A 20,080-nucleotide genomic window follows, 5' to 3' on the forward strand; every position below is an offset into this window, starting at 1 on the left:
AAACAATTGCCTAAACCTACATGATCACCCGTGGGCTCGATGTAGGTTAGACTTTAGTCCATCAGGTTAAATACCGCTGATTGCTGCAACAGCTACAGCCGCATTATAAATAATTTGTGTGGCTGTTGACCATAATGTTAGGTCATTCATATATTCAGAATCTAACGGCACTACAATGGTGTCGCCTGGTTTTAATCCGCCATCTACTGCGCCAGCAAACCAGTTACTTTCTTCAACCATTTTAATACTACCACTGGCCGATATAACGTAAATACGCTCGGCGTCAGCACGTTTTTTAATACCACCACTTTGCACGATATAATCTTCAGTCGACATTGTATTATTATATAAATGTGATGATCCCACCTGAACTTGGCCAATAACATTAACTGAATTTGTCTTAGTCGGTACATAAAGTACGTCTCCGCCTTCTAGTAACACATCATTATTATTTGAAGCCATTAAACTGGGTAGATTAATCACTAAACGCCCTACTGGCTCTAATTTGGTAATATCGGCTAATATTTTTTGACCATCGTCGTAAGATGCTGAGCCACCTTGCTCGGTCAAAGACTTAGAGGCCATTTCAATACGTAAGTCGCCAGCAAGCTTAATTAAATTTTTCTTTTCTAGTTCTTTTAACTTTATGCGAGTAAATACTGACGCATCAGGGTGAGCATATTGGGTTAAACCGCCGGCTTTACTGACTAAGTCAGCTAAGGTTTCACCACGACTAATAGTATATTTTCCAGGAAAGACAAACTCACCTCGTAATTCAACCACATGATTTTCACTCCAGGCCGGAATTTTATGTACATTCAGTCGATCTTTACTTTGCAAAGCAATATCGAAAACTTCATCTTTTTTTAAGGCTAAGCCTAGGTCGACCTCTAAAGAAATTTTTGTCGCACCTTTCAAAGTAAGTTTATTGCGAGTAACTTCTGCTCGTGCTAAGTAAGCCGACTCTTTCACGCCACCAGCGGCGGCTAATAAATCACTCACTTTTGCATTTTTCGCTAGCGGATAAACACCAGGAAATTTAACTTGGCCATCTACTTCAATCAGTTGAATAGGCTGGCCAGAAGCACCTTGTTGACGTAACTTTCTTAGCACTGGCGCTAACAAACGATTACGAGAAAACAAGCCCATTTCACGAATATCGACTTCGTCGTCTAAACTACTATTGGTCATCTGTACTAAAGATTGATTGGCTAAACGCCCTGCTTCTTCAGTTACATCAGTGTCTGTTGCATATTGTGATGAACTGTCGCCATATTTTTCCCAAAACAATTTTTCTTTATGTGACGTTTTAGCCTGTTGCCGCTCTTTGGCAAAAAGTTGCTCTTGGGTAAAAGCCAATTGGTCTAATGATATTTTTTCATCCAGCTGCTTAGTAACATTAGCAAATATCAATAGTTTGTCGTTAGGTAATAAGACAAGGTTATCAACTGGGTTAGGTGTTGATTTATTAAGCGCCTTGGCTAAATTAAATTGTAATACTTCAATATTTCTCGCTTGGTCCTTTTGACGCACAATTAAGCCGTAACTTAAATCGGCAGAAGGCAAGATATGAGAGTCTAAATTAGGTAATAAATCAGCTACTTTAAGACCTTGTTGCCATTGATATTTGCCTGGGCGTGTTACGGCACCAATAATGGTAATTGACTGGTCATACATACCCGAGCTTTTTAACACCCGAATATAGTCACCGCTTTTTAGTAATTGTTTACGCGCTTTGCTATCCGTTAGGTCAATATTCATGATGCTAAGTAAGCTATGTTGATTATAGCGTTCTACCATGGTTGATTGCGGATAAGCAGACGGTAATAAACCACCTGCCATTTCAATAATTTGATTGAAGTTATCACCAGCCTTTAGCTCGTATATAGCCGGACGCCTAACTTCACCCCGTATTGACACATTTTTACTTTGAGTTGGAATGAAAACCACATCGCCAGATTGCAACAAAATGTCGCTTGAAGAATCACCGTTTATGAGCAGGTCATATAAATCAACAGTTTGTACTATTTTGCCCGCGCGTTTTACTTCAATATTACGTAATGAGCCAATATCGCTAACCCCACCGGCAGCAAAAATAGCGTGCGTAACACTTGAAAGTGAACTTAAGGTGTATGGGCCTGGTTTGTAGGCGTCACCTAAAACAAAAATACGCATAGAACGTAATTCAGCTAAACTGACCACCACGTTTACACCTATGATGCGTTGTTGAATTCTTTCAGCTAGAAATTTTTTCATTTCAGCAAACGCTAAGCCAACCACTTTTATCGGTCCAACATCCGGAATAAGTATATTGCCCTCGCGTGTTATCGGCAGTATGTATTCGGCATTTTCTTTACCATATATTTGTATCGACAATTGGTCGCCAACGCCCAATATATAGTGATTAGGAATAGCAATGTCCATAGTAGGGGTAAAGGTGCTGGGCGCATTCGAAAAAACGTCGATACCAAATCTTGTTAGTGGCTTAAATAATTCAGTGTCACTTTCAAACTCAATAACCTCTGCTTGCCCTACCACATTATTTTCAACTGTAGATCTTGGCACAACGGGTGTAGATGATAATTGTGTTTGTTGGTTGCTACCCGATATTTGCCCCATAACCGCATCGAGATCAACACCCATGTTTTGCGCTAATGCCTGCTGCTGAGATTTAGGTAAGTTTTTAAATTGCTCTATTTGCTGCTGGCTAATTTGCGCCGCGATAGCACTAAAAGAGAATGTAAAAACGACGAGAAGGCTTGTCAGTTGACGAATAAAATGCATCATTGGCGCGTATTTCTTCCTATATACGGGGGACATAACTTAGATATAAAGTTAAACAGCATCGAGTTTATCAGTAAGTGTACTTTGATTACAGTAACTTTTTTAGCCGTTTATATTTTGCATTAATGATTAAAATAACAATAATCAAAAGCGATAACTGTCAGTTAAATAAAAACAGCTTTGAGTAAACAACTCCTTAAGTTATTAGCTCTCCGTTTGAAGTGAAACAGCTTTCATTATACTTGTCTGGTTCTTAATCATTACGCTATGTGTTACTAAACGGCTGACGGACTAAAGTCCGACCTACAAAACCATCGCTTAAACCTAGATTATCACCCGTAAACTCGATGTAGGTTGGACTTTATTCCATCAAGTTAAATAAAATTTAACTGTTTTCGCATAAATGCGAACGACAAAAAATGCCAACTGCAAATGTTTGTTGGCCCATTTCGTTAATAGCTGCCTATACAGTTGATGGACTAAAGTCCGACCTACAAAACAATCGCCTAAACCTACATTATCACCCGTGGGCTCGATGTAGGTTGGACTTTAGTCCATCAAGTTAAATGAAATTTAACTGTTTTCGCATAAATGCGAACGAAAAAAATGCCAACTGCAAATGCTTGTTACCCCATTTCGTTAATAGCCGGCTATACAGTTGACGGACTAAAGTCTGACCTACAAAAACATGCTATTGTGCCTTGAAATTAACCTCCTAATTAAAGTGTGTCGGCAGCAAAATCAATTGGTTTGATATAACTTTACATTCATTAACATAAAGATTAACCGCGCTTACTTGCCTTTCGATGCTACCAAAGGTATAAAGCGGGTTGATTAATAAAACTTTTAATTTATCTGAGCACGTTCAACCCGATATATATTCATGTTGAAACAATAATAATTTTAAACCGTGTTTGGTATTACCTATCGAGGATTTTATATGAGTACCCCAAATTCAGAGGCTTTTTATGGCCATCCAGGCGGATTAAAAACACTTTTCGTCACAGAAATGTGGGAACGCATGAGTTATTACGGCATGCGCGCATTGCTTGTTCTTTTTATGACAGCAACCTTACAAGAAGGCGGCTTAGCATTAACTATTGCATCGGCAACCGCTATTTATGGTTTATATACGGGTACCGTCTATTTTATGGGCTTGCCCGGCGGTTGGATAGCAGACAGATTACTGGGTGGGCAAAGAGCGGTTTGGTATGGCGGCATTATCATCATGTTTGGCCACATAGTTTTAGCTATCCCAAATGACAAAACTTTCTTTATTGGTTTAATCTTAGTTATTTTAGGTACGGGTTTATTAAAGCCTAATATTGGCGCTATGGTTGGCCAATTATATAGTGAAAATGATAAGCGCCGTGATAGTGGTTATGCTATTTATTACATGGGCATTAACTTAGGTTCTTTCATTGGCTATTTAGTTTGTGGTTATTTAGCTTCAGATTTTGGTTGGCATTATGCTTTTGGTGCCGCCGCAATAGGTATGGCAGCAGGCCTTATTCAATATAAAATTACCACTCCAAAATTAGAAGGTGTTGGCGCAAAACCGGTTGCACCTTTATCAGCAAAAGGTCAACGCACTAGCTGGATAATTATAGCGGCTTCGCTAGTTGCCATTGCAGTGGTCACTGTTTTAACCTTTGAAGGCATTGTGGTGATAGACCCCATCGCCACAGCACAATATGTCGCAATAGCATTTACCTTAATTTTTGTTATTTATTATGCCATTATTTACTTTTTTAGTGACTTAACTGGCAATGAAAAGAAAAAACTTTGGGCACTATTATTAATTTGTATTGCCTCAGCTTTTTTCTGGTCTGGCTTTGAACAAGCCGGCTCATCATTAAACTTATTCGCTCGTGATTACACTGACCGTATGATAGGTTCGTTTGAAATTCCAACAGCATGGTTTCAGTTCTCTAATGCTATGTTTATTGTTTTGCTATCACCTTTTTTCGCCGCATTTTGGATTAAATTAGGTCAAAGAATGGTCACACCTGCCTACGGCATTAAATGTGCTGTTGGCTTAATTATTATGGCAAGTGGCTTTATCGTGATGTTTTTTGCCGCACAATATGCAGCGAGTGGCTTACAAGTTGCGCCCGGTTGGCTAATTACCACTTACTTTTTACATACAGTGGGTGAGTTATGCTTAAGTCCTATCGCCTTAAGTGCGGTAAGTAAATTATCACCGAGAAGATTTGCTGGTCAAATGATGGGTGTATTTGTTTTAACCTATTCAATTGGTAATATTATTTCTGGTTTGCTTGCAGGTAATTACGATCCAAACAACGTTGAACAAATTCCAGCCTTATATATTCAAATCAGTCTATTTAGTATTGGTATTGGTATTATTATTTTACTCATTGGCTTGAAATCTAGATTCTGGGAAGCGCTAGAAACAGAAGAAGATGACACTTCATCGCCAGTAAAAGGTAAAAGCACAACATCTACTGCATAATTATTTTGAATAATTAACAGTAAAAATAGCCAACTAGATGTTGGCTATTTTTTTGTCTATGAAAATTTATTAAGCTGTCAATAAAAGAAATGTTTAAGCTATCAGTAAAAGAAAATAACTGTCAGCTTTCAGTAAAATATTAGAGTTCTTGGTTGATGGTTGAGCAAACGTTCTGTCGGCCGAACTTCAGTCTGTCAAAGGGACTGATTAAGATAGTTAATGCTTAAAACCTGATGAACTAAAGTCCAAACTACATCGAGCCTACAGGTGATAATGTAAATTTAGGTGATTGTTTTGTAGGTCGGACTTTAGTCCGTCAAGCTTACAGAGAATACAAAACCTAGTGGCATAAAACCAACCAGACAAATAAACTGAAAGCTATTTTCTTTAAATCTGACAGCTCAAAACTTAAAGCTGAGCGCTGTCTTTTAAAACCTGATGGACTAAAGTCCAACCTACATCAAGCCTACATAGAACATACGGGTGATAATATAGATTTAAGCGATTGCTTTGTAGGTCGGACTTTAGTCCGTCAACCTTACAGCGAATACAAAACCTAGTGGCATAAAACCAAGCAGACAAATAAACTGAAAACTATTTTTCTTTAAACCTGACAGCTAAAAACTTAAAACTGAGCGCTGTCTCTTAAAACCTGATGGACTAAAGTCCAACCTACAACGGGCCTGAATAAAGCCTAAAGGTGATAATATAGATTTAAGCGATTGTTTTGTAGGTCGGACTTTAGTCCGACAACATTAAAGTGAATACAAAACCTAGTGGCATAAAGCCAAACAGACAAATAAACTGAAAGCTATTTTTTAAATCTGACAGCTCAAAACTTCAAACTCAGCGCTGTCTTTTAAAACCTAAGGAGAAAACGCTATTGATGATGTCTACACGAAATGAAATAAGAAAATCACTTAGGACTAAGCGCCAAAGCCTTAGTGAGGTAGAGCAGCAAGAGTTCTCCGGTGATTTACTCATTCAACTCAGCGCTCGTAGCGATGTGCTAGCGGCAAAAAACATTGCGCTTTATTTAGCCAATGACAGTGAGCTTGATGCTATGCCCTTTATAAAATGGTGTTGGAAAAACAACAAAAAGACCTACTTACCTGTTATTCATCCTTTTAGTCATGGGCAGTTATTGTTTCTCCATTATGATGAAAACAGTGTCATGAAAAAAAATAACTATGGCATTTTAGAACCTAAACTTGACGTGCGTTTGATTAAAACTATCGGCGAAATAGATATTATTTTTACCCCCTTGGTTGCGTTTGACCCATTAGGTAATCGTTTAGGCATGGGCGGGGGATTCTACGATAGAACCTTAGCATCATGGTATCAACAATACCGTCATCAGAATCAAGAGCTTAACGTTGCACCAAGCAAGTTAACAAAGCCTTATCCAATAGGCTTAGCGCATGACATCCAATTAATAGACGCTATTCCCGCACAATTGTGGGATATTCCGTTACCTGAAATTATTACGCCAACAAGACAATATAAGTTTGATAGCCATAAATAAAATCTGATTAATTCAATACGCTTGTTATAATACTGACCATAGATAGTTAAGAGCTAGCTGTTAGTTTTAAGCTCTCAGCTATCAGTCAGTTACAAAGACATAGTTAAAATATAGCTCGAAAACTTCTTTTGCTTTATAACTACCTCTTGCTGAATACTTATTACTTTTAACTGATCACTATATTTTACTGACAGCTGACAGCTTAAAACTGATCGCTAATTTTTTTATTTATTTATTTATTTATTTAAAACAGGCCTATTATGACTCAAGATGACATGAAAAAAGCGGCAGCAATAAAAGCCCTAGACTATATCAAAGCAGATACCATTGTTGGTGTCGGTACTGGCTCAACGGTAAATTATTTTATCGACGCCCTTGCTACCATTAAAGATAAAATTATTGGCGTAGTGTCAAGCTCTGAAGGCTCAACTGAGCGTTTAAAATCATATGGTATTGAAGTGTTTGATCTTAACAACGTTGACGGCATTGATGTTTATGTTGATGGCGCTGATGAAATTAGCCCTCACCTGCATATGATCAAAGGTGGTGGGGCTGCCCTTACCCGCGAAAAAATTGTTGCTGCGGTGGCAAAAACCTTTATTTGTATCGCCGATGACACTAAGCAAGTACCTATGCTAGGTCGTTTTCCATTGCCGGTAGAAGTGATCCCAATGGCGCGCAGTTATGTTGCCAGAGAGCTAGTGAAATTAGGTGGTGATCCGGTTTATCGCCAAGGGGTTATTACCGACAACGGCAATGTTATTCTTGATGTGCATAACTTAAAAATAATGGACCCTAAAGCATTAGAAAATAGCATTAACGCTATTGCTGGTGTTGTGACTAATGGCTTGTTTGCTAATCGTCCAGCAAATGTCTTAATTATCGGCAGTGCAGAGGGTACAAAAATAATAAAATAACACTTTAGAGTTTATACCCTATATGGTATTTTAGGTATCTAGCCATCTAAAAGCTTATTTGAAATATATTTAAGTACATCAATGTTTGATCGAGAGAAGATAAACTATCATGAGCAACAATTCATTAGCAAAAGACAAGATTAAGATACTACTTCTAGAAGGTGTTCACCAGAGCGCCCTTGAAGAGCTGAAAAATAAAGGCTATTCAAATATTGAATATATTAAAGCCTCACTTTCAGAAGCAGAGCTAATTAAGAAAATTGCCGACGTGCATTTTGTTGGTATACGTTCTCGCACTGACTTAAATAAAAATGTTTTAAGCCACGCTAAAAAGCTGGTTGCTATTGGTTGCTTCTGTATTGGTACCAATCAAGTAGACAAAGCCGCAGCACAATCATTTGGTATCCCAGTATTTAACGCGCCATTTTCAAATACCCGCTCTGTCGCTGAGTTAGTATTGGGCGAAACATTATTATTATTACGTGGTATTCCAGAAAAAAGTGCCCAAGCACATCGTGGTGTTTGGAATAAATCAGCTACGGGTTCAGTTGAAGCCAGAGGCAAAACCTTAGGCATTATCGGTTATGGTCATATTGGTATGCAACTTGGCATACTAGCCGAAACTTTAGGGATGAAAGTTCGCTTTTTCGATATTGAAACTAAGCTGCCTTTAGGCAATGCCAGCCAAGCGCCGACTATGACTTCATTATTGAAAGAAGCGGATGTTATTAGTTTGCATGTACCTGAAACGCCACAAACCAAAAATATGATGGGTGCGGCAGAATTTGAGGTCATGAAACAGGGTGTTATCTTTATTAATGCTTCGCGCGGCACTGTTGTTGATATTGACGCCTTAGCCGAGGCCTTAACCAGTAAAAAAGTGGCTGGTGCAGCAATTGACGTATTCCCAGTTGAACCTAAAAGTAATGACGATGAGTTTTTTAGCCCGTTACGTGCCTTTGATAACGTGATTTTAACGCCACATATTGGTGGCAGTACGAAAGAAGCGCAAGAAAATATTGGCCTTGAAGTAGCCAGTAAACTGGCTAAATATTCAGACAATGGTTCAACATTATCTGCCGTTAATTTTCCTGAAGTATCCTTACCTGGCCATCTTGGCACCAGTCGTTTATTACACATTCACCACAATAGACCTGGGGTGTTAACGCAAATCAACCAAATGTTTGCCAAACTTAATATCAATATTGCCGCTCAGTATTTACAAACCGCTGACCAAATTGGCTATGTAGTTATTGATATTGAAGCTGAAAATGGCAAGTTAGCCTTAAAAGAATTAAAACAGATTGATGCAACAATCAGAGTAAGATTATTAAACTAATATCACTGCTGATTTGAAGAACTAAAAAGCCAAAGAATATTTTCTTTGGCTTTTTTATTTCTGCTACAGTTTACGCTATATCACACTATGTTAAGTGCCTAACTTGGCAAGCTAAATACCGATTTACCATGACTCACCGTAAAAATTTACTTACCTCACAGCGACTTGCCTCACAACTACTTAACCCCAGCCTTGCTATACTTTCTGCAGATAAAAGGCAGTAAAAACTGCCATTTAACACTAGCCTGATCTTACGCTAACCAGCGCAGTAACTAATTGAGTAAGTAAGCTCTAAGTTCAGCAAAGTCAGTTGAACTTGTGGTTGATAGAATGGTTTCACTCGCACAATCGGCAAGCTCTTTTGGCAAGCCTATCGGTTGTCCTAAGGTACTTTCAACAATATCTTTAAATTTAGCTGGATGCGCGGTCCCCAAAAATACACCAAATTCAGTATCAAGGGCATTATATTGCAGCGCTCTATAAGCAACCGCCGCATGAGGTTCACTGATGTAGCCAAGTTTAGCCAGTTGGATCATCGCCATTTGTGTTTGCTCTTCATCAATTGATACTGAAGTGACACAATCTTGCTCAACTAATCCCGCTTTTAACATATGTTCTATACGTGGCCAATTATTGGGGTTACTCACATCCATGGCATTAGAAATGGTTGCAACTGTTTCATTAGGTGTCCATTCGCCGGTTTTTAAATAGCGAGGCACGGTATCATTGGCATTTGTGGCGGCAATAAAACGCTTAATAGGTAAACCTAAGGCTTTAGCAAAAAGTCCGGCGGTAAGGTTACCAAAATTACCACTGGGAATAGCAAAAACAATATCGCTAAGTGCATCAGTGCCTTTTTGACGATAAAGTTGTGCAACCGCTTCAAAGTAATAACAAATTTGTGCCAACAAACGACTAATATTAATCGAGTTAGCTGAATTTAAGCCAATAGCCTCTTTAAGCTCTTGATCATCAAAAGACTGTTTAACAAGCGTCTGACAGTCGTCAAACGTGCCTTCTACCGCAATAGTGCGAATATTACCGCCTAGGGTCGTAAACATTTTTTCCTGTAATAAACTTATTTTTCCTTTCGGATATAAGATCACGACATCAATGTTGTCAATACCGTGAAAAGCATGTGCCACGGCAGCGCCAGTATCACCGGAGGTTGCGGTTAAAATAGTGACTTTTTTACCCTCACCAAACGCTTGTAAACATTTGGCCATAAAGCGAGCACCAAAATCTTTAAACGCCAGTGTCGGTCCATGAAATAATTCTAGTATGGCTCTACGTTCACTAATAGGCTGTATTTGCGCTGGAAAATTAAAGGCGTCAGTAACAATTTCAGTTAACTGCTCTTCGGTTAAATCTTCACTAACAAAAGGGTAAAGTACTTTAACGCTACGCTCAACCATCGGCAGCGCAAGTAAGGCTTCAATATCATCAAAGCGGGGAATTTCTTCTGGAAAAAACAAGCCCTGATTACGCCCTAAGCCTTGCTTTACCGCGCCAGCGAAACTGACTCTTTCATCGTTTTCTTTTAAATTATAAAATTTCACACTCAATTCCTATATAGGGTTTAATCTCGAGGTTTAAAGCAACAGATAGCATTGCGCTTTAAGGTAAACTCACTGCACCTTGAGTATCAGCTTGGCAAACATGAACAAATCCTTCACTGCTGCCGTTAGCTGATGTTTGTAAATAATTGTCGTTTAACCAAGCAGCAAATTCTGTTGCTTTTGCTAGATCGTCTGTGACACAAAAAAGTGTTGGGCCTGAGCCAGAAATGCCAACCGCCAAACAGCCCTGTTGTGTTAAATAACTTGCCGCTTCGCTGTAGCCAGGTAAAATTGATTTTCGATAAGGCTCAGCAACCACATCAGTTAATACCGCAAAGGCTTGCGCTTTATCACCGCGATGACAAGCATCAACAAATGTGGCGAAATTCTGCCCAAAACTGATCAAGTCAGCACGAGAATAAGTGTTTGGTAATATCTCTCTTGCTGCTTTGGTTGATATTTCAATGCCTGGGTATGCCATGACAAAATAACAATCTTGAAATGGCGGTAAATTACGGGCAATGATATCGTGGTCGGGCACCATTAGCTGCATACCCCCTAAAAAACATGGTGCAACATTGTCGTAGTGAAGACTACCACTAATTTGTGCTTCCATCTTTCCCATCATTTTTAACAGCGCTTGCTTTGAAAAGCTAAACTGATGGTACTTTTCATAAAAAGCATTTAAACCGGCAATGGCTGCCACCACTGAACAGGCGCTAGAGCCTAATCCGCTGCCCACTGGCATACGTTTATCTAAGCTTATTTTTACTTCAACACTCGCCTGTTTACTGGCAAATAATTCTTTATTAAACAAGAGTAAACACTGCCAAACAATATTTAGCTTAACATCACTGGGTAACTTATGTGCAAAATCACCGGTAACCGTTAATTGATCGCCGTCATTACTAGGGCTAACCGTCACTACATCACCCAATAATGTGCCATCAATGGGTTTAACCGCTAAACCTAAAACATCAAAACCGACATTAACGTTGCCAATTGAAGCAGGTGCAAATACTGAAACGCTCATTAGTGTTGTTGCTCCCATGCTAATGTTCTTAATAAATCACCAAAAACACCGGCAGCAGTTACCGCAGCGCCAGCACCATAACCCCGTAAAACGAAAGGTAATGGCTGATAATAGCGGCTATGAATCGCTAAAGCGTTTTCGCCATCTTTAACACTATATAAAGGATGTTCTTTACCGACAGCCTCGATAGTCACCTGACATTTCCCTTCAACAATGTTACCCATGTACCTAAGCACTTTGCCATCCGCTTTTGCGAGCTTAATTCGCTCAGCAAAGGCCTGATCTAAGGTAGGTAAATTACTCATAAAGGTGGCTACGTCGCCACTAGCGTCAAATGAGTTAGCCAACACTGGCTCTATTTCAATGTCGTCTAGTTCTAACGCCATACCGGCTTCTCTGGCCATAATAAGCAATTTACGCGCTACGTCCATACCGCTCAGGTCATCGCGTGGATCAGGTTCAGTAAAGCCTTGTTCTTTGGCTAAATTAGTTGCTTGAGATAAGGTCATGCCCTCATCAAGTTTACCAAATATATAGGATAAAGAGCCTGATAATATCCCTTCAAAGCGCACCAGTTCATCACCGGCTTTCAGTAAATTTTGTAAGGTATCAATTACAGGTAAACCTGCGCCAACGGTCGTTTCATATAAAAATCGACGGTTGGTTTTTTGTGCTGCTGTTCGTAGTGCTTGATAATACTGCCAAGAGTCTGTGTTGGCTTTCTTATTGGGCGTTACCACATTAAAGCCTGCTTCTAAGTAATCCACATATTGCAACGCGAGTGCTTCATTAGATGTACAATCAACTAATACAGGGTTAATTAAATGATTTTGACGCACAAAGTCTTTAATGTTTTCAACATTAACCGCCACAGGTTGTTGCCTTAAGTTTTCCTGCCAATTTGCCGCATCGATACCTTCACTGTTAAATACCATGCCTTTACTATTAGCCAAACCATAGACTCTTAGTGAGATATTGTCTGTGGTCAGTTTTGCCTGTTGGCGCGCTATTTGAGCAAGTAACTCACTACCTACCACACCACAGCCAACCAGAAATACATCGATAGATTTTTTGTGTGAGAAAAAGTTTTGATGACTCACTTTCATGGCATCAGTGCACTTTCTACTTTCGATAACGACAGAAATACTACGCTCTGACGAGTCTTGCGCAATCGCCACCACATTGACTCTGGCTTGTGCCAATGAAGCGAAAAATTTTGCCGCCACACCTTGCTGATGATTCATACCATCGCCAACTAACGATACAATCGACATTTCAGGGGTTAATGATAACGGCTCTAGTAAACCGTTTAATAATTCCAATTCAAATTCTTCTTGTAGACTGCGCTCTGCTTTAACGGCATCAGACGAGTAAATACAAAAACTAATACAATATTCGCTTGAAGATTGACTAATTAAAATTAAAGAAACATTTTCACGACTCATAGTAGCAAAAACTCGACTTGCCATACCTACCATGCCTTTCATACCTGGGCCAGAAACATTCACCATGGTTAAGTCATCTAGGTTTGAAATCGCTTTAACCCGCTTTTGCTGATCATTTTCATTAGCAATTAAGGTGCCTGGCGCGTCAGGATTACCGGTATTTTTAATTAAACAAGGGATATGATACTGGGCAATCGGTCCAATCGTTTTAGGGTGTAAAACACTGGCGCCAAAATAAGACAGCTCCATCGCTTCTTGGTAAGACAAATAATCTAATAATTGCGCTTCTTTGATTAAGCGAGGATCCGCATTATAAACGCCGTCAACATCCGTCCAAATTTCGCAATACTCGGCGTCACTACAAACCGCTAATACAGCTGCAGAATAGTCTGAGCCATTGCGGCCTAAGGTGGTTATATTGCCCAGGCTGTCAACACCAATAAAACCAGGCATAAGCGCAATGGTATTGAGTTCGTTATATACATGTTGAAACTTTTCTTTACATAACACCAAGTCAGCCACGGCATTCATAGCCACATCATTAGTGCGTAAAAACTTTTCGGGTTCAATAATACTCACTTCAATGGCGTCAACTGACAGTACCGATTGCAACAAGGCTACACTTAAGCGCTCACCAATACTGATAATACGCGCACGTATGTGTTCAGGACAAAATGACAGTAATGTGGCGCCATGCAAATATCGACTTAACTGGTGTTCCCAAGTGGCTAGTACTTGCTCGCTATGTAGCGGGCAAAAACTGGGCAATGTTGCCGATAAGTCGTTAATAATATTTTCAATTGCGTGTTTAAAATGCAGTAAGTCACTTTGCAACTTTTCTTCATTGGAAATATTCTCTGCCATCGCTACCAGATGATTAGTAACGCCCTGAGGCGCAGAGACAACAATAGCAAGACTAGAAGACTTACTTTTATTTTTGATGATATTTGCCACTTCAATAAAGCGCTGAGCTGAAGCCAAAGAGGAACCACCAAATTTTAATACACGCATTTTTACTCCTAAATCCTAAAACAAAAAAAGCCCGTAACCTTATAGGTCACGGGCTTTATAAAATTGACAAATTCTACACGTCAGCCGATGACCACCATTCCGGTGAGGGTGGTAGTAATAATAATAATAATTCGGCTAAGTAGAATATTCATAGGCTATAAAATGCCTGATATGGGTTTTTCTGTCAACTGATTTTTATGAATAAAAAAAACTAATATATGTATAAAAGTGAGGTGGATTGAATATTTTTATAAAATATTCATCTAACAGCTCTGTTTTTAATTAAGCAGCTGTGATTAACACTGACATTTTTGGGCTTAATAAAGGTCATCTTAGACAACTCATCAAGTCTTCAAGGTGCCAATACTGTTTTTGCGGGCGACATAAAAACTGACTTTTAAATGGCACAACACGCGGTAATTTACACTTAAAGTATTTTCTCCCTACTCAGCAAAACAGTAAAACGCCCTCAACAATAATTTGATTTTTTGCCAACCTAACTAAAGCAGGATCCTACAGTAAAAAATTAACATCATGCTATTGTCCCGCTTGCCTTTAAAATGAAAATTTGTCTCAGTCGAGAAGCAGTATGGTCACTACAGTGCGGTATTTAAACGACGACTACGACCACTGTAGATAGGCTTGGTGTTGTTGCACCCAACGCTTGGCACTTTGATATTCTGGATAATGCTCGGCCACTAATTGCCAAAATTTTGTCGAGTGATTCATGTGCTCCAAATGAGACAATTCATGAATAATAACGTAGTCAATCACCCAAGTAGGCAGCATTTTCAATAAATAATTAAAACTCAATTCGCCGCGGCTATTACAACTTCCCCAACGTGCTTTGTATTTTCTCACTTTAAATGACGAGGCATGCAACGACATTTGTTGTGAAAAAATCACAAGATTATGCTCAATGTAATCTTCAACACTGGCTTTAAACCAAGATTCGATTTGCGATTTTATTTTTGTGCTAACAATAGCTGAGTTTAGAGCCTGGGATTTATAGCGAGGGTTAAGCACTACGGTTAAACTTTGTGCTAACTTATTGTGCATAACATTTTTCTGACCAAAATCAATCAGTACGCTATGAGGCAAACCATCAATATATAGGCTTGGATGCTTACCTAGCGTTTCATCAGAAAATTGCAGCGTAAAATGAGGGCTCAGCACTATACTTTCTTTTTGCTCGGCCACCTTTTGCTGCAACCACGGCAATTTAGCTTGTATAAGCTGCTCAACATAAGTTGTTTTAACAAACCTTGGCGCCCTAACAATAACTTTTGCGTTACTGACTTGTAACGCAATAGTCTTTCGGCGCGAACTACGTATCAGCTGATATTCCAAAACGCTACCCTAAGACATCAACTTATATCAAGTTAAGTGGATGTCTTTATTAGTCAACTTGCGATAAACAACACTGTCATATTATGGTCATATTATGGTCATATTACAGTCATATGATGCCCATATGATAACTCAGTAAACTTTAGCTCAGAAGAGTAAAGTTATTCATAAGTTACTTCACGCCTACCGGTATTGAAAGCGTTGCTAAGCGGAGTCAGATTTAGCTTTACTACTCGCTTTAACGCCAGCTGCTTTAGGTTTTTTTACTGACTCAGTTGTAGCTTTAACGCTATCAGCTTCAACAGTGTCATTAGCTAACTCTACTGTGTCTTTCGTCTTTTTTTGACTGCTGCCAGCGGATTTTTTACTGACGACTTTAGCTTTTTTTGCCTGTAACGCAACAAGTACCTCTTCACGGTTTTGCGCTAAATAAACACTCAGTTCTTCACGGATACTTTCTGAAAGCTCGACCGGTGCTTGTTCAAAAATTTCAGATAAACCATCTGCAATATCAAGCATTTTGTCGTATTCATCTGCGGCTCTTTTATCCATGAATGTTTCTACCTCTACAGCTTTTCTTATGACGACATATCGACTTTCAACTGCCATTATTATCCCTTAATTAACTATTATTTAACTATTTACCAAACTCGACTCATTGCTATGATGCAGTAAGATCATGCATATACCAGCACAACAGTAGCAACAACTGTATATATTAACAGCATCATACCCTGATTACTTTAAATTACCAAAGGCTATTATTAACCCGCACTATTTTCATAATGGCTATCGTTCGATATATGACCTTACTATGCGTTAATATTTATCACAAGGTCAACAGGTGTAAAGCCCGATATTGAAAAATCAAGGTGAAGAGTGATGACACTTAAGTGATGACAGTAGGAGCTATGCTTTAGAAATGATAGTTTGGTGACTAACCAAGTACTCAAATTTGCCACTGAGTACCTAGTTAGTCACCTGGATATGCTAGGGGAACAGTCTTATTTTAATTCTTTAACCCTAAAAGTACGGCCTTTTAACTTACCATGGGTTAATTTATTTAACGCTTTTTTAATCACCATTTTATCTACAGCGACATACGCCCAATTTGCGCCTAGTTGGATTTTACCCACTTGCTCAAAGGTTATGCCGTTTTCACCGGTCAATGCACCGACGATATCACCTGGTCGCACTTTTTGCTTTTTACCGCCGTCGATTTGTATTGTCGTCATTTTTGGCGTAAATATACTGCGCTCTAAAGCATCACTACTGGGCAATTCTTCGCCTTCAATGCTGCGCTCTAAGTAATCTTCTAACAAGCCAATTTTATAGCTGTCTTTTTTATTAAATAAAGAAAAAGCATAACCCGTGCTGCCTGCACGACCAGTGCGGCCAATACGGTGAATATGAACTTCACTGTCGTGGGCAATATGATAATTAAATACCGCATCAAGTGCTTCAATATCTAAGCCACGAGCAGCAACGTCAGTCGCCACCAGTATTGAGGCACTTTTGTTGGAAAAACGTACTAAGGTTTGATCTCGGTCTCTTTGCTCTAAATCACCATGTAAGGCGACAACACCAAACCCATAAGCCGCCAATTTATTAGCCACACTCTGGGTTTCTACTTTGGTATTACAAAATATGACGCTCGACTCAGGCTGATGAGTTAACAGCAGTAAACGAATCGCCATTAGGCGATCTTCATCATTTTCTACCTGATAAAAGTGCTGTGAAATAGTGCTACTTTCATGGCTTGATTCTACTTTGATCACGGCTGGTGTTTGCAAATAGCTATTGGCGATTTTTTGAATCTGTTGTGCAAAGGTAGCGCTGAACAATAAGGTTTGTCTTTGCTGAGGCATTTTAGCCACAATGTTATCTAAAGCCGCTTGAAAACCCATATCAAGCATACGGTCGGCTTCATCTAACACTAAGGTGTCAACATGCTCTAATGACAAGGTGCCACGGCCTAAATGATCTTCGATTCGCCCTGGTGTGCCAACAATAATATGTGCGCCATGTTCCAATGAACCCACTTGCGGGCCAAACGGTGTACCACCACATAAAGTTAGCACTTTAATGTTATGCACAGCTCTTGCTAGCTTTCTAATTTCTTTCGCTACTTGGTCGGCTAATTCGCGTGTTGGACAAAGGACTAAGGTTTGAATTCTAAACTTTTTAACTTGTAGTTTATTCAAAAGGCCAAGACCAAATGCGGCTGTTTTACCAGAGCCGGTTTTACCTTGGGCAATAACATCTTGTCCCGCTAAAATAGCTGGTAGGCTTTTCGCTTGTATTTCTGTCATCTCATGGTAACCCATTGATGAAAGGTTTTCTAAAAGTGCCGGTTGCAAGCTAAGTGATGAAAATTTGCTGTCGCTCAACGTAAAGTCCTAAGGTAAAAAATAATTGTCGCTATTTTACACGCTTTCGCTCAGGCAAACACAGCTTTAGACAATTAAATTATTAACCACTGGGCAGCTGACAAAAAGTAGCATTAGTTAGCCAACAAATGCATTAGCATAGTGGCAAAAGCTTGCGGTGATTCTAATGGTAACATGTGGCCAGTATGGGGTATTTCTTTTAACACAATATGACTCGCGCCGTGCAGCGCTTGTTTTAATGAAGCAAGATCAACTAAGTTATCCGCATCGCCCACCAGCAAGGTAATAGGTAAGGATAATCGAGCTAAACCAGGCAATAAGTTGGGCCTATGCATAGAAATTCTGAGTTGATGCAATAACACATCAACACCCAACGTGCGGTCCATAGCAACGATGATTTGCTTTATATCTTGATAACCTTGTCGATTAAGTTGCTTAATCTCTGGGTGTAATAAGTCATCAACACGCTTATCTGGAATACCACAATAACCGCGCTGGCTTATCAAATCAGTAGTACGTTTACGTTGCTTAATTTCGGCTATGGGTAAATTTTTCGGAAAATTAGAGACTATGAGTAAGTGTTTAAGTTTATTGTCGAGCTTTAACGCTATGGCACTCGCAATATAACCGCCTAATGAAAAACCCACTAATATCGCCTTATGTGCAACGATTTTTTCTGCCAGAGCACTCACCACTTCGTCCATACAACCGGTATTTGGGATCGCCAAAGAAATTAATTGGTGATCTTCATGACATTGCTCTTGTAGCCGCTGCCATACAGGCAACCACAAATGCTCATCGCACATAGTACCGGGAATAAAGTAAATAGTTTGTGACACTTTTATCCCTTGTAGGTTTTTTTGAGTGCTACTTTGTCTAAATTATGATGCAAAGTAGCGCTCAAACAAGCGAACATTGACTACTTCTCCCGCTGGCACTCGACCTTGCTCAGCCGGTAAAACAATATAACAATTGGCCGACGAGATACTGGTTAAAATGCCGGAGCCTTGACTGCCTGTGCTATTGACCATTAACTCGCCTGTGTGGTCATAAGAGAGAACACCGCGCTGAAAGTCCATGCGCCCGGGTGACTTTTTTAAATCAGTGATAGTTTTTGCTTTTAAGGTGATTGCCGGTGTTGAGTGGCAATTTTGTAATTTAATCAGCGCTGGCATGGCTAAAAGATCCGCGGTTACCATGGCAGAAACCGGGTTCCCTGGTAAGCCAAAAAACACACTGTTCGGCAATTTACCAAAGGCAAAGGGTTTACCGGGTTTCATCGCTATTTTCCAAAAGGCAATTTCACCAATTTGTTCAAGCACGAGTTTAGTATAATCTGCCTCACCTACTGACACACCACCAGAGGAAATCACGGCGTCAGCTTGGGCATCCGCTTGAATAAACGCTGATCTTATCGCATCTTCATCATCAGCAATAACGCCAAAATTAATGACATTAACGTTTAAGTTCTTTAGCATAGCCGCTAGCGCGTAACTGTTACTTTCAAAGATATCACCACTGCCTAAAGGCTCGCCTAATGCTTTTAGCTCATCACCTGTGGCAATTAACGCGACATTAAGCTGGCGAAATACGCTTAATTCGTTAATACCAAGAGAAGCTAATACACCAATATCAATAGCAGACAAACGCCGACCTTGAGTAAAAACCAGTTGGTCTTGCTTAATATCTTCACCGGCGTAGCGTACATTGTCAGCCAATTTACTCTGCCCTAAAAATTTAACGCTCTGGCCTACTACTTGGCAATTTTCTTGCATTTCTACGCTATCACAGCCAGCCGGCATTTTAGCGCCCGTCATAATACGAATACATTCACCTGCACCACAAACCCCTGCAAAAGGCTGCCCAGCCATAGAGCGACCAGCTAAGCTCAAGCTCGCTTGCTTGGCCAAACTCGCATGGGCGAAAGCATAACCGTCCATAGCGGAATTATTATGCGGTGGCACATTAATTGGGCTAGTTATATCTGTTGATAAAACTCTACCTAAGCTTGCAGCTAAGCTAATATTTTTAAGGTCGGTAATCGGGGTAATAGCCGCTAGCATTGTTTCTAATGCTTGTTCAAAGGGCATTAATCCGGGTGCAGAATAACAATCAACCATAATAAACTCTTCCAACTTATATTGTGTTTTATTTCTCTAGCTTTAACTAAACGCATTAAAACAGCGCGATTAAGCAACATTTGACTTTATACCAAGTTGATAAATCAAATGGTATGAGTTATCTACTTCTTAAA

Annotated in this window: 13 protein-coding genes; 4 read left to right on the plus strand and 9 right to left on the minus strand. The window is 39.6% G+C overall.

The features are described from left to right. Nucleotides 1-66: 66 nt before the first annotated feature. Complete coding sequence (locus H4J41_RS10200; protein WP_182138248.1) at nt 67-2,787, minus strand: SLBB domain-containing protein; 2,721 nt, start codon at nt 2,785-2,787, stop codon at nt 67-69. Between the two features lie 937 nt (nt 2,788-3,724). Here H4J41_RS10200 and H4J41_RS10205 point away from each other — a divergent pair. The 4 genes from H4J41_RS10205 (at nt 3,725) to serA (ending at nt 9,038) form a co-directional block, all read left to right on the plus strand. Next, nucleotides 3,725-5,257: a peptide MFS transporter gene (locus tag H4J41_RS10205; protein ID WP_182138247.1), complete on the plus strand. Its 1,533-nt coding sequence runs from the start codon at nt 3,725-3,727 to the stop codon at nt 5,255-5,257. Nucleotides 5,258-6,143: 886 nt separating this feature from the next. Continuing rightward, the gene (locus H4J41_RS10210) at nt 6,144-6,782 is read left to right on the plus strand and encodes a 5-formyltetrahydrofolate cyclo-ligase (RefSeq protein ID WP_259364523.1); all 639 of its coding nucleotides are present in this window, start codon (nt 6,144-6,146) and stop codon (nt 6,780-6,782) included. A gap of 260 nt (nt 6,783-7,042) precedes the next feature. After that, nucleotides 7,043-7,699, plus strand: a complete 657-nt coding sequence (gene rpiA, locus H4J41_RS10215; protein WP_182138246.1) for a ribose-5-phosphate isomerase RpiA — start codon at nt 7,043-7,045, stop codon at nt 7,697-7,699. A gap of 109 nt (nt 7,700-7,808) precedes the next feature. Next, on the plus strand, nt 7,809-9,038 hold the full coding sequence (gene serA, locus H4J41_RS10220; RefSeq protein WP_182138245.1) for a phosphoglycerate dehydrogenase: 1,230 nt from the start codon (nt 7,809-7,811) through the stop codon (nt 9,036-9,038). Nucleotides 9,039-9,310: 272 nt separating this feature from the next. Here serA and thrC read toward each other — a convergent pair whose 3' ends face one another. The 8 genes from thrC to moeA all read right to left on the minus strand — a co-directional run bounded on the left by thrC (nt 9,311) and on the right by moeA (nt 19,946). Beyond that, entirely contained in the window at nt 9,311-10,597 is a 1,287-nt protein-coding gene (gene thrC, locus H4J41_RS10225) for a threonine synthase (RefSeq protein ID WP_182138244.1), read from the minus strand. Nucleotides 10,598-10,655: 58 nt separating this feature from the next. Continuing rightward, the gene (gene thrB, locus H4J41_RS10230; protein WP_182138243.1) at nt 10,656-11,630 is read right to left on the minus strand and encodes a homoserine kinase; all 975 of its coding nucleotides are present in this window, start codon (nt 11,628-11,630) and stop codon (nt 10,656-10,658) included. Further along, nucleotides 11,630-14,086 (minus strand): bifunctional aspartate kinase/homoserine dehydrogenase I, encoded by a 2,457-nt coding sequence (gene thrA, locus H4J41_RS10235; RefSeq protein ID WP_182138242.1) that lies wholly within the window; start codon nt 14,084-14,086, stop codon nt 11,630-11,632. The genes thrB and thrA overlap by 1 nt, the downstream gene beginning before the upstream one ends. A 621-nt stretch (nt 14,087-14,707) precedes the next feature. Next, entirely contained in the window at nt 14,708-15,436 is a 729-nt protein-coding gene (locus tag H4J41_RS10240) for a M48 family metallopeptidase (RefSeq protein ID WP_182138241.1), read from the minus strand. Between the two features lie 204 nt (nt 15,437-15,640). Continuing rightward, nucleotides 15,641-16,045, minus strand: coding sequence for a YebG family protein (locus tag H4J41_RS10245; RefSeq protein WP_182138240.1), 405 nt, complete (start codon nt 16,043-16,045; stop codon nt 15,641-15,643). Nucleotides 16,046-16,440: 395 nt separating this feature from the next. Continuing rightward, a complete protein-coding gene (gene dbpA / locus H4J41_RS10250) occupies nt 16,441-17,826 on the minus strand; it encodes an ATP-dependent RNA helicase DbpA (RefSeq protein WP_182138239.1) in 1,386 nt (461 codons plus the stop codon). A 113-nt stretch (nt 17,827-17,939) separates the two neighbouring features. Continuing rightward, nucleotides 17,940-18,665 (minus strand): alpha/beta fold hydrolase, encoded by a 726-nt coding sequence (locus H4J41_RS10255; RefSeq protein ID WP_182138238.1) that lies wholly within the window; start codon nt 18,663-18,665, stop codon nt 17,940-17,942. Nucleotides 18,666-18,707: 42 nt separating this feature from the next. Next, nucleotides 18,708-19,946 carry a molybdopterin molybdotransferase MoeA gene (gene moeA, locus H4J41_RS10260; protein ID WP_182138237.1) on the minus strand — a complete coding sequence of 413 codons (1,239 nt, stop codon included), beginning with the start codon at nt 19,944-19,946 and terminating at the stop codon, nt 18,708-18,710. Nucleotides 19,947-20,080 lie beyond the last annotated feature (134 nt).

Origin of the sequence: Colwellia sp. MB3u-45 (assembly GCF_014077005.1) — a bacterium.
Lineage (GTDB): Bacteria > Pseudomonadota > Gammaproteobacteria > Enterobacterales > Alteromonadaceae > Cognaticolwellia.